The organism is Paenochrobactrum glaciei, from assembly GCF_039522165.1.
Classification (GTDB): domain Bacteria; phylum Pseudomonadota; class Alphaproteobacteria; order Rhizobiales; family Rhizobiaceae; genus Paenochrobactrum; species Paenochrobactrum glaciei.
On sequence record NZ_BAAADE010000006.1, the window covers coordinates 71,878 to 84,657 of the forward strand.

At 48.0% G+C, this 12,780-nt stretch carries 9 protein-coding genes; 4 read left to right on the top strand and 5 right to left on the bottom strand.

Translation table 11 applies throughout. The annotated features are described in order from the left end of the window. Positions 1–62: 62 nt before the first annotated feature. From ABDZ76_RS13555 to ABDZ76_RS13565, 3 genes are read left to right on the top strand one after another with little or no spacing between them, the layout of a single operon-like run. Positions 63–1,796 (top strand): ABC transporter ATP-binding protein/permease, encoded by a 1,734-nt coding sequence (locus ABDZ76_RS13555; RefSeq protein WP_343806409.1) that lies wholly within the window; start codon positions 63–65, stop codon positions 1,794–1,796. 7 nt (positions 1,797–1,803) lie between these two features. Then, positions 1,804–2,517, top strand: a complete 714-nt coding sequence (locus tag ABDZ76_RS13560) for a hypothetical protein (protein ID WP_343806411.1) — start codon at positions 1,804–1,806, stop codon at positions 2,515–2,517. Then, positions 2,514–3,347 carry a ChaN family lipoprotein gene (locus tag ABDZ76_RS13565; protein WP_343806413.1) on the top strand — a complete coding sequence of 278 codons (834 nt, stop codon included), beginning with the start codon at positions 2,514–2,516 and terminating at the stop codon, positions 3,345–3,347. Before ABDZ76_RS13560 ends, ABDZ76_RS13565 begins: the two co-directional genes overlap by 4 nt. 31 nt (positions 3,348–3,378) lie before the next feature. Here ABDZ76_RS13565 and ABDZ76_RS13570 read toward each other — a convergent pair whose 3' ends face one another. After that, positions 3,379–4,212, bottom strand: coding sequence for an AraC family transcriptional regulator (locus ABDZ76_RS13570; RefSeq protein ID WP_343806415.1), 834 nt, complete (start codon positions 4,210–4,212; stop codon positions 3,379–3,381). Between the two features lie 106 nt (positions 4,213–4,318). Here ABDZ76_RS13570 and ABDZ76_RS13575 point away from each other — a divergent pair, with 106 nt between their 5' ends. Then, positions 4,319–5,503, top strand: a complete 1,185-nt coding sequence (locus tag ABDZ76_RS13575) for an MFS transporter (protein ID WP_343806417.1) — start codon at positions 4,319–4,321, stop codon at positions 5,501–5,503. 61 nt (positions 5,504–5,564) lie between these two features. On the opposite strand, the gene ABDZ76_RS13580 is transcribed toward ABDZ76_RS13575, so the two are convergent. From ABDZ76_RS13580 to ABDZ76_RS13595, 4 genes are all read right to left on the bottom strand, one after another. After that, complete coding sequence (locus tag ABDZ76_RS13580) at positions 5,565–6,836, bottom strand: NAD(P)/FAD-dependent oxidoreductase (protein ID WP_343806419.1); 1,272 nt, start codon at positions 6,834–6,836, stop codon at positions 5,565–5,567. A 247-nt stretch (positions 6,837–7,083) separates the two neighbouring features. Next, positions 7,084–8,580, bottom strand: coding sequence for a DHA2 family efflux MFS transporter permease subunit (locus tag ABDZ76_RS13585; protein WP_343806421.1), 1,497 nt, complete (start codon positions 8,578–8,580; stop codon positions 7,084–7,086). 235 nt (positions 8,581–8,815) lie between these two features. Then, positions 8,816–9,445 carry a TetR/AcrR family transcriptional regulator gene (locus tag ABDZ76_RS13590; protein ID WP_343806423.1) on the bottom strand — a complete coding sequence of 210 codons (630 nt, stop codon included), beginning with the start codon at positions 9,443–9,445 and terminating at the stop codon, positions 8,816–8,818. Between the two features lie 79 nt (positions 9,446–9,524). Further along, positions 9,525–12,683 (bottom strand): autotransporter family protein, encoded by a 3,159-nt coding sequence (locus ABDZ76_RS13595; RefSeq protein WP_343806425.1) that lies wholly within the window; start codon positions 12,681–12,683, stop codon positions 9,525–9,527. Positions 12,684–12,780 lie beyond the last annotated feature (97 nt).

Consider the following 12,780-nt stretch of genomic DNA (forward strand, 5'->3'; position numbering starts at 1 on the left):
GAAACCTGATACCGGAGCAGCTTTATTCAAGCTGTTCCGGTTTATTCATTTTGGCAACGGCAATGCGATTACTTACACAATTCTGGACATTACTGACCTATTGCAACCAAGGCTCCGGCAAAGTGCTAAACTGGGCATTGCTGGCCGTTATTTTCACGCTGGAAATGCTCAGCATTTACTTAAGCATTCAGCTTATTAAATGGACAGCAGGTTTCTACAATGCAGTCGAACAACGTAATCTGGATGAAACACTGCATCAATTAACCATTTTTGGCATGATCGTTGCCGGTAATGTCGGTATTTATCTCATCGAATTTTATGCCAAAGGCTGGCTGGAAATCCGCTGGCGCGAACGCCTGACAAATGCTGCCCTCACTGCCTGGCTCAGCAATAAAGCCTATTGGTTTTTATCGCTTAAATCCGAGAGCGAAAAACCGGATAATCCCGACCAGCGTATCGCCGAAGATTGCGCCATGTTTGTCACACATACACTCAGTGAAGGTATTGAACTTATCACACGTATTATCGGGTTATTTTCTTATGTGATCGTTTTATGGGGGCTTGCAACATTTGCGCTCGAATTCAAGCTCTTTGGTTATGACATCAGCATCCCGCGCTATATGGTTTGGGCGCCTTTTGCTTATGTTTTCCTCTCCTCACTCATTACCCATTTATTCGGCCGGCGCTTAAAAGAAACCTTTGTTGAACAACAGAAAAGGGAAGCAGATTTTCGTTTTGGTATGGCGCATATGCGCCAGAATGCTGCCGAAATTGCCATCATGAGTGGCGAACAAAGCGAACGGGAACAACTTGACCAAAAGTTTCTGGCCGTCTGCAACAACAGGTTTCGTTTGTTGCGTCGACAAGTTCAATTAGGGCTTTTCACCCGCCCTTATTATTCCACTATCCTGCGCATCCCTATGTTTTTGGCATTGCCTGGATATTTTGCTGGTGCGGTCAATTTTGGCGGTCTCATGCAATTAGGCAGTGCATCTCAGCAGGTTGCCACCACATTGTCATGGTTTATCTTCAGCTATCGAAAACTTGCCGAGCTGGTTTCAGCCATCTCCCGCCTTTCCAATTTCATCGAAAAAGCAAAGGCCGCAGGGGCTGAAAATAATATCAGCACAGAAATGTCGGCAACCACTGCATTGTCGTTGAGCGATGTGACCTTACACACCCCCGATGCACAGCAACTCTTGCAAATCCCTGAGCTTTCCATTGAAGCAGGAACAGTTGTGTGGTTGCGCGGGGCTTCCGGTCTTGGCAAAACAACCTTGCTGCGCTTGATTGCCGGTGCCTGGAAAAGTGCCACCGGTAAAATTTTTCGCCCCGCTGCATCGTCACTTTTTCTGTCACAAAAGCCTTATCTGCCTAATAGCAGTCTCAAAGCATCCATCTGTTATCCGGCGTCCCCCGCAGGCGTTTATGATAGTCAAATCACGGATGCGCTTACAAAAACCGGCCTGTCGAAACTCATTCCGGCTAATCTTGAAATCCTGGATAGCACGCCGATGCCAAGGGGGCTTTCGGGCGGTGAAATGCAGCGCTTTGCCCTTGCGCGTGCCTTGATCAACAAACCGGAATGGTTGTTTTTGGATGAGGCAACCAGTGCGCTTGATTGTGCTTCGGAAGTACAGCTTCTGGATATGTTGCGTCAAGAATTGCCAGCGACAACCCTTGTCATGCTGAGCCATCGCGAACCCGGCAATCTCAAACCGGACGCCATTATCAATCTGGAAATTTTTCACAGTCATCAACAAGCAATGACTGCCCCAACCGTTCAACCTGTATGAGGATATAATGACTGAGCAAGTAATCCGCGCTAAATTAACAGCTGATCCGGCTGAGGTTTTAAAAACATTGCCGGCAATCGGCAAACTGATGATTAATTCTAAAAATGGCGGCGCTACCCATGAACGCATCGGTACGGTGCAAGATGTTCATGTCGACAATGGCTGGATTTTCTTTTCAGCAGATGAACATCATTCAAAAATCGAGCTAAAAGCCATCCATTCCATGATTGTTGATCGCAGCTCTGTCATGCAGGAAAAAGTCTATCCGCGCATTGACCTGTTGGGGATAGCTGGCGACACTATCGGCAGTGTCATCGGTTTTGAAGGTGCTGAACCTTTTGATGCCGCATTGAGCCCTTTTGCCTATGAGGCTTTGGAGCCCAATAACGAACCGCGCAGCATGAGCGAACAAGTGGACGTGCAGGAAGATGATCCGGCACTAAAACCTTTTGCAGCGGCGCAGCGCAATAAAGCGACCGTGCGCATTGCCTTGGAGCGTCCGTCATTTTCGCAGGAATGGACAGGCGAAATGCCGGATATCCGCAATTCCCGCGGCTTTATCAATGTGATGAAACCGGATTTTCATCTGCATTTGAAGGTCGGCCATGTGATGGATTGGCGCGGTGAAGAAAAAGGCAATCAGCTCTATTTTTATGCTCTTGATGCTGACGGGCAGCCAACAGGTCTGGTGATCTCCGGTGAGAAAGAAGCCTTCGCATGAGTAAGACCGACAATTTGACTGCGCAATGGCGCAATTCTGACGGCCATACCATCAGCCACCATCAGCTTATGCAGGAAATGGCTAACAAGCAGGTGATTTTATTGGGCGAGCGCCACGATCGCTATGACATTCACCGCTGGCAATTGCATATCTGTGCATCGCTTCTTGCTTTGCGTGATAATCTCGCCGTCGGTTTTGAAATGTTCCCGCGCCGCTTGCAGCCAGTTCTTGATGAATGGGTTGCAGGCCAGCTTGACGAGGAAACATTTTTGCAACGGGCAGAATGGGGAACGGTCTGGGGTTTTGCATCCGATCTCTATATGCCGATTTTTGATTTCTGCCGTGAGTTCAAAGTCAAAATGCTGGCACTGAATTGCCGCCGTGATCTCGTCACCCGTGTTGGCAAAGAAGGTTGGGAAGCCATTGCCGAAGAAGACCGTGACGGCCTGACACCGGCGCGTCCGGCAAGTCTGGCGCATCGTGAGCATCTTTTGCGCCTCACCAATGGCGGTCCGCCATTCGTGCAAGGAAAGTCAGCAGATTCTCCTGAATTTGATCGCTTTGTTCGCGCGCAGCAGACATGGGATCGCGCTTTTGCCTGCAATATTGCCAATTATTGCACTGAGAACCCGCAAGCGCTTGTCATCGGCATTATCGGGCGCGGACATATGGAATATGGCCACGGCACACCTGATCAGTTGGATGATTTGGGAATTACCGACTGTGCTATTCTTTTGACCGAAGATGTGGGTGATGAACATGCCTGCCCGTTAACGGTTGAAGGCAAAGCCGTTGCCGATGCGGTTTTCGGATTACAGTCACAAGCTTAAAAACCAACACCCGTGTATGTTTTGTCTGCATTCACGGGTGTTCATCACTTGTCAGCGCCGCCAAATAGCGGGTTGGCGTCTGCCCCAATGCTTTTTTAAACATAGTGATAAAAGCAGTTGGCGATTCATAGCCCAGCATTTCAGCAATTGCCTGCACCGATGTACCACCCGAAATCTCCCGCAGCGCAATAATAAGATGCAATTGCTGGCGCCAACGGCCAAAGGTCAACCCGGTTTCCTGCACCATCAAACGCGCAAGCGAGCGCTCGCTCATCGCAACCCTTTTCGCCCATTGTGCCAAAGTGGCGCGGTCTGCCGGATCTTCGCGTAAAAAATCCGCTATCAACCGGATTTTAGGATGATCGGGCACTGGCAGATGAAAATCTTCCTTCGGCATCAGCACCAGCTCATCCAGCAGCACCCGCACCAATCTTGCCGTATGACTATCATCGGTATAATCGGGCGACAGCGTGGATAAATGCCGGATCATCTCCCGCACCATCGGGGATATAGAAAGCGTGCAGCATTGCTGCGGCATGGCAGCCGCAAGCGGATCAACGAATAAAAACGTCAAACGCGCATTGTCGGTCGCGTGATTGCAATGCGCGACACCACTTGGAATCCACACTCCACAATTTGGCGGCACCATCCACATGCCCTTACCAGATTGCCCACCACTCTTTTGCGACAGTTCATCTGTTATTTGGCAAGTCACAGCACCATGCAAAGCCAGAACAAGCTGGCCTTTACGATGGCGATGCACCGGTATTTCAGTGGAGTAATCTTTGAAATCCAATTGCAGCGCCAATGCCGGACGATCCGTCATATCCGGATCAAATTCCACTGCCTGTCGTTTTATTTGCATGTGCCTAACCGTAATTGGCATAATTTAGAGATTAATAGGCATTATATCTAAATTCTTTAAATAAGCAATTTGCTAGCAAGGGCCAAACAAAAACGGAAATAAGAAAATGGATACAAATAAAAATTCTGTGGCGCAGCCCCTCATTTTGCTGATCGGCATTTTGCTGATCGCAACCACTTTGCGTGCGCCTATCACCGGTATTGCACCGGTTTTGGAAATGATCCGCGATGATTTTTCCTTTAGCACCACCACTGCGGGCGCACTGACAACATTGCCGCTCTTAGCCTTTGCCATCGTCTCGCCATTTGCAGTGGTTTTGTCCCGCAAACTTGGTTTGGAGCTCAGCCTTCTTATCGCACTGATCCTCATCACCGGTGGTATTGCGCTTCGTATGGTGGAAACCGTTTGGTGCTTGTTTTTAGGCACAGCCATTATCGGCACCGGCATTGCCATCGCCAATGTGCTTTTGCCAAGCTTGCTGAAGCGTGATTTTCCAACCAAAATTGCGTCCATTACCGGCGCTTATTCAGTCACAGCCGGTGTGGCAGCAGCCCTTGCCTCTGCCGCGGCCATTCCAATTGCCAATTATTTTAACGGCGGTTGGAACTGGGCTTTGGGTGCATTTATCATTTTTCCAATTGCAACGCTTGCCATCTGGCTGACACAGCTTTCCGGCAAAAATGAAGAAACCCAAAAGGCCGCTGCAACTGAAAATTCCGGCACACCTATCTGGAAATCCGCCCTTGCATGGCAGGTCACTTTCTTCTTCGGCCTTAATTCGCTGGTTTATTACGTCATCGTCACATGGCTACCAGCCATTTTGCTCGAAGCCGGTTTTTCACCAGCCGTTGCCGGTTCTTTCCACGGCATCTCCCAGCTTGCAACCGCCATTCCGGGTTTGGTTTTTGGCCTCGTGCTGGCACGTTTCAGAGATCAAAAAGCCATTGCCATTGCTCTGCCGCTGATGACCGCCATCTCGCTGGCCGGTATTCTCGTTTTGCCACAATGGGCATCGATCTGGGCAGCTCTTTTCGGCTTTGGCTGTGGTGCCACATTCATTCTGGCACTGGCTTTCATCAGCCTGCGTTCAAGCAATCCGGCACAAGCCGCAGCTCTTTCCGGTATGGCACAATGTATCGGTTACACCGTTGCAGCCGGTGCACCACCAGCTGCAGGTTTCATCTTTGAATATTCGCATGGCTGGACAATGCCACTCATCATCTGCACCATTTTATGCATTGTGATGGCCGTGCTTGGCTATCGTGCCGGACGTGCAGTTCACATCGACTAATTCCACACATCAATGATGAAGAAAAGCCTTGAGACAGAAAATCGTGTCAAGGCTTTTTTCTTTATTGCTCAGGCGTGCGCAGTGTTTCTTTTTGCGTAATCAGACGCGCACTTTGCAAACCACTGAGATAAATCCACAGCCAGCTCCATGCAACAGCCAGACGGGAGCGGGTGCCGATCAGGAAGTAAATATGGGCAAGCCCCCATATCCACCAAGCCAGCAAACCTTTTAAGCGGAAATTGCCAAATTCAATCACCGCAACCTTCTTGCCGACTGTCGCCAGATTGCCCTGATGGCGATATTTAAATGTCTCGTTAAATGGCTTTCCATCAAGATCAGCACGAATGGCTCGTGCCACAAAACTACCCTGCTGTTTGGCAGCAGGTGCAACACCCGGCACCAGATTATCCTCACCCCACTTCACTGAAGCCGTATCGCCAATAACAAAGATTGAAGGATCACCTTCAACGCGCAAATCCTTGGTAACAATCACCCGTCCGGCACGATCCCCTTGCACGCCAAGCCATTTGGATGCAGGTGATGCCTGCACGCCAGCTGCCCAGATCACCGTGCGGCAGGCAATAGCTTCCTCACCAATTTTAATGCCGTCTTCGTCACATGCTGTGACCGGCACACCAGTGCGCACGGTCACCCCCAGTTTCAGCAAAGCAGAGCGTGCATAGTCCGAGAGCTTTTCACTGAAAGCAGGCAATACGCGCGGCCCTGCTTCCACCAATAGGACAACAGCTTTTTTCGTATCAATCCTGCGAAATTCTCGCGGCAAGGTACTGTGCGCCAGTTCGGCAATAATACCTGCCATTTCCACGCCCGTCGGCCCTGCACCAATAACTGTGAAGGTTAAAAGTGCGGCCTGTTTGACAGGATCTGTTTCCAGCTCTGCCTGCTCGAAAGCCAGCAGCACACGGCGGCGAATGGTGGTTGCATCTTCCAGCGTTTTCAAACCCGGAGCGACCGCTTCCCATTCATCCTTACCAAAATACGCATGACGGGCACCGGTTGCCAAAATCAGCTTGTCGTAAGGAACGCTGGCACTATTGCGTAGCATCACCTGTTTAGTATCACGATCAATACCGACAACCTCGTCAAGCAGCGTAGTGACTTCCTTGCGATCACGAAACAAATGGCGGATTGGCCAGGCGATTTCTGATGTCGCCAGCACAGTGGTGGCAACTTGATAAAGCAGAGGCTGGAACAGATGATGATTGCGGCGATCAATCAAAGTGATTTCCACATTTGCACCTTTGAGGCCATGAACAGCCTGCAAACCTGCAAAACCCGCGCCGACGACGACAACCTTCTGTTTCTCTGCCATAACGCATTCCATTTCTGAGGAGGAGCTCAATATATAGTCACGATATTAATCGATTAGAACATGCTTATGCAAAAATATAGAAGCAGAAGCATCACAATAAGATAATTTATCGAAAAATATTTGAGCTTTAGATGGAAAGCCATAACCTCAACAGTCAGACCTTCATCCAAAGCTTACAATAGGCTTAAACTCAAAAAACAGCAGTTGCTGCCTGACTTCTTAAAAACAGAAGCCAGCCAGCATAAGATCAAAGTTTTTCACGTCCCTGATAGGCAGAATAAGCCAGCACCAGTGCTGCCATAAAGCCTAGAATACCGGCAACCGTTGCAGCAAGTGTAAAACCTTGCGCAAAGGCATCTATCAGCATTGTTTGAAAATTTTCAGGGCTGACCGCGAGATTTGCAGGTTTCTCATTCATACGAATGGCAAGGGCAGCGCTTTCGCGCATGTTGCCCGTGCCGGACTGGCCAAGTGTGGTCTCCAATACCGTCACTGCACGCGCACTCATAAGCGTGCCAAGCAGCGCAATACCGATGGTCATGCCGCCCTGTCGCAAAGCATTCATCGTGGCCGATGCTGTGCCAGTACGCTCACGCGGCGCACTGCCCATCGCCGCAGCACCGGTTGAAGGAACAGCCAACCCCAAACCAACCCCAAGCAGTGCAAAAAGCAAAGCAATTGCACCATAAGATGTCGTTGATGAAAAGGTGAGCATTCCGGTCATCGAACCGCCGATCAGCAGATAGCCACCTACCATCAAACGATTAACACCAAAGCGTTTGGCCAAAGTACCAAAGCAAGAAGCGACCACCAACATCGCGGCAAAAACCGGTGCCATGCGCCAGCCCGCTTCTGTCGCGCTCCAACCCTGCCCGCGCTGTAAAAAGAGCGAGAATAAAAACAGGCTGGTATAACCGGAAAAACCCAACACAAAAGAAGCAAAATTAGCCGATGCAAAAGCCCGCTGGCGTAATAAATCCACTGGCAAAACAGGGCGCGCTACACGCATTTCCACCAGAATAAACGCAACCAAAGCAATCAGCGCAACAATAAGCGGTACAACGGTTTCAAAAGCGCCCCATCCAGCCTGCCCTGCTTTAATCAAGCTCCAGGTTAAACTGCCAAGAAAAACAATGCTTAATATTTGTCCTGCCGGATCAAGTGCTGCATGATCGGGATTGGAGCTTTCCTCAATACTGAGAAAGCCCAAACCAAAAGCAATGGCACCGATCGGCAAGTTCAGCAGAAAAATACTCGGCCAACCGGCTTGATCAACCAAAAAACCGCCGAGCATCGGCCCTAAAATCAGTGAAACCGCACTGAATGACGACCAGCCCCCGATGATATGAGCACGCTCTGCCGGATCGGGAAAGGCTTGCGTTAAAATAGAAAGCGCACCCGGAATAACCAATGCGCCTGCAACTCCTTGCAGCGAACAGCCGATAATCAACACGGTGAGCGAACCAGCAAAGGCACAAACCGCCGAACCAAGAGTGAAAAGCACCACACCGCCAAGCCAGACGCGCTTGCGACCATAACGATCAGCCAGCGGACCCGCCGACAACATAAAAGCGGAAAGACACAAAGTGTAAGCACCTACAACCCATTGCAAACCAGCCATACTGGTTTGCAATCCTGCCTGAATAGCAGGCAATGCGACACTCACAATACTGATGGCGAGCGTTGCCATGAATGTCCCCAGATAGACGGCTGCAACAGCAACGCTTCGTCTTTGTCGTGACATAATAAAAATGACCTTCTATATGCTCTTCCATTATCGACCGACCGTCGGTCGATAATGGATCAAAAACTTAATCCTTCGGTATTCCACGCGATACCACATCATCTCATGAACACTTTGAGGAAGTTAATATTGAACCGAAACGGATAAACCAGCTAAGGAATTTAGCATAAATTTAAAACATGACAATAAAAATCATAATTTATTGCACACATCCGCGTGATGCGCAAAACTGACCCTAATTTTCTGCTCTTGCAGGCAGCATTTTCAAACAGGCATCGGCAAGGTTTTGTGCAAACAACGCATGACTCTCAAGCTGTGCCGCGATAATATCATCGGTTGCACCATGAACGCCTGCATAGATTAGTAATGTTACCACGCGCGGTTCTGCGGGTGCCCATATGCCTGCCGCAACGCCACCATCAATGATCTCGGACAGTTGATTTAAAATGTCTTTTTTCGCCTGATTGGAGCGGTCATGATGGTGGTGGTGATTATAAACAATGTCATGCGTGCGATAGGTTTTAACGTAAGTTTCCACATTGGCATGGATCCATGCACGTAATTTTCCTGCCCAATCACCGGCATCACAAGCATCAATCGCTTGCTGCACGGCTTCGACAAACTGCTCAGTATAACGCTTGGCCAATGCGGTTAGCATGTCATTTTTAGAGGCGAAATAATGATAAAAAGTCCCTTTACCGACACCGGCTTTATCGGTGATGTCGGTAATCGTCGTCGCCTCAACGCCTCTTTCTAAAAATAATGCCTCGGCAGCATTCATCAATTCATCAAGCCTGACTTCGGCAGGCTTGGTTCTTGATGATTTTGATGCAGTTTGTTTTTTATAGATTGTTTGTTTGTCCATGCAGTCAGACTAACGCCAACATGAAAACAAATAAACAATCAAAATATGGGTGCAGACCTATTACCTAAAAACATTTACATCACCACTTCACTCGCACACCGAGTGTACCCTGGTAGTTATAACTGTCGCCGAAGTTCTTGAAGCTGGTATTGACCGATCCTTCGCCATAGATCGAATATTTGTCATTATCCCAGTTGTATGATCCACCAAAGCCGATACCACCCCAGAAGCGTTCGCTCTTATTGATGAAGTCTTCTGTCGAAACACGTACCTTCGTGCCACTCAGGAATTCATTATAGAGATTAACAATCCCATAGACAGAGCTACGATCGGTCATACCTTGCGCATTCTGCCACGAGTTTTGATAATCAACACTCAAGCCCAAACGAGCACGCAAACTATCGCCTTTTTTACGCGAAACATCAGCACCAAAAACATCGGTAAAATCGCTGAAATCTACATTTGAATATTGCAGCTGTGCCTGCGGGGTTAGTGACCAATGCTGATCAAGGGTAAAGCGCTTACCCACTTCTGACGACAGCGCATAGCCAAAGCCATTATTCTTGCCGTCTTTCAGCTCTGACTTGCCACCTGCATAGCTTAACTCACTGCGATACCATGTCAGTTGTGCCTGATTATCGACATAGAAGCCATCATCGCTAGCCCATGTCAGCGTAGCGCCAAAGCCATAGCCATCGGTTTTAATACGGCCACGCCCAAGATCGACATCATAAGGCGACCAGATACTGGCAAGACCATGGGTATAATGGACAGTACCACCAGCAATCAGCTTGCCCTGTTCATTTTCATAAACCATACCATCAAGGCCAGCCTGCATTTTATAGGCATTAAAGTCATAATTGGCATCAGTTGTTGAAGTATTCGGCTCCATCTTGGTGTGAGCGCCTTCAATGCGCCCCCAAACGCCATTGGTCTGCGTCAGGCTTCCAGCTTCTTGGGCGGGTGCATAAGCTTCAACCGCATCCGCCCCCTGCGCAATCACCATATTACCAGCATTGTTCCAGTAAAGATTACCTACACGTTGCTGCATGGTTGGCAGATTACTCAAACCAAGCAGGAACTGCGGATAGACTTCATAAACAGGAGCACCTGCCTGATATTGCCGTTTGGTCTCGTTTAACTCCGAGCGCAAATACCAATTTTTTTCATTCTGATCGGTTTTACCGCCTTTGAAAAGCTTATACGCAAAAGCACCGGCAACAACAGCCGCTTCTTGATTATGCTTATAGTCACTGTTTAGCTTGAAATCACCATTGGATTCGCCATCCACTTGAATGATTTTGATGCCATTATTGGTTTGCGCACCATTGCCATTAATATTCGTGACCTGCACCAGTGAATTGCCGGATGTATCACCTTCAATCACCAGCAGATCAGTTTCGGAATTATCGCCACCCAAAACGGTATCAATATAGATGAAACCGTTTTTGCCTGTATAATCACCCTTAATGGTAAACGTACCGATTGATGCATAATCTCCGCCGTGCAAATCATTCAAGGCTTTTCCAGGCGCTAGAATACCGGCATTGACCACATTGCCGATGCTTCCAATTCCTTCCAATGCGCCGCCCTTGTCAATTTTACCGGTTGCAGCCGATAAATCACCATTGACCTGCATTATACCGGTGGTCGTCTTGACAAGACCGGTGAAATTCAAATGATCTTCATTAAGGATTGTACGCCCTGCAGCGGCATCCAGCTTTCCGCCACCCCTCAGGTCGAGCTTGTCGTCGCCTGTACTGTCATCCTCAAATTTAAGGAAAGTACTGTCAAACTGGTCAAAAACGTAATCATTTTCGGTGTGATTAAAGCGGACAGTACCTTCGCCTTCACCAAATTCAAGTGTTTGAGCCATCAGACGGCCGGCAGCTTTAGCACTCTGCCCCACACCACCGCCAATGCTTAAAACACCTGTACCAGATGTCTCTGTGCCTAAAATTAATTTCCCATCAGAAACATGATCCACGAGCTGATGAGAATCGTCATCGTTTTCATCTTCCTCAACAATAAAACCTGTACCAATCCGGACTTGCCCTTGATCAGCAATAATCAGTTCGCCATCGCCACTATAACCAACATGAAGATTACCCGCATCGTAGTCCTCATTATCAAGCTCGCCTTCATCAAAAACGCCGAGATTTCCTGAAACGTACCAAACCGCGCCTTCCCCGCTAACGGTTGCAGTGCCTTTTCCATCATTGACACCAAGGCGCGCCTCTACTATTGAACGATCATAATCTCCGTCTTGAACGTCACCCCAAAGATGTTCATCAATAAAATTATGAATTTTTCCTTTTGACAGAAGATTAAGTTCACCTTCACCTTTATTATTACCAACTGTAAATCCGCTGCCAGAAACAAAAGCAGGGGCACCTGAACGATCAAGTTGATTACCATCACCAATTATATTGAAGCGCCCTGTCCCTTCATTATCACCGACGATAAAAGGTTGAGCGTCGCCTACACCAATAGCAAGCTTACCATTAGAAAGAAGGTTTAACTCGCCTTTACTGCCTTTACCTGTGCCAATCACAATGGGGCTATCGGCAGCTTCGTCCAAATAAAAACCGGCATTTTTAATATTAAGCGTGCCAGTCCCACCATCATTACCAATGGTCAGGGAGTCACCATACGCAGAAAACACCGTTCCTAAAAAGTCACCCTCATCAATAGATAGATGTGGCCCTTCAGGGATATTTTCTAAGTTCTTACCTTCACCAAAGAGATTAAGCGTTCCTGTTGCGCCTTCTCCATCACCAATCACAAAAGAATCGGCCTTTAGCTCTAATCTCAAAGGGCCTTTAGCATCAACTGTCAGAACGCCTGTGCCTTGATGTGTACCAAGCTTGAATTCCTCTCCCAGATAAAATCGTAGTTCGTCCTGATCATCAAGATCAGAATTGCTAATAGAGATTGTTACATCTGCAACATTTTCAGAACCTGAGCCAATGATTTCTGGAAGACCTAACCTCCAAGAAGGCAAATCATTTAGATCATCGATATTGCCATGAGCGGTTCCATTATAAAAATACGTATCATACCCGTCTGGAACTATACCAAGCGTCCAGTTGTACGGATTGAAAAAATTATCATCAACGGCATCAGCCTCTCTCCAATAATTACCGGAAGCTGCTTGCACTGCACCATGACTGAAACCAACGCCTAAGGCGATGACAGCGACAGAAGCGAGTAAATGGTATTTTTTATAATACATCATACAAACTTTCAAATCATGGCGAATAATTTTATATATACCTTATACAAAAACTTGATATTATCAATATAACCATAGATATATAACGATTAACCATATT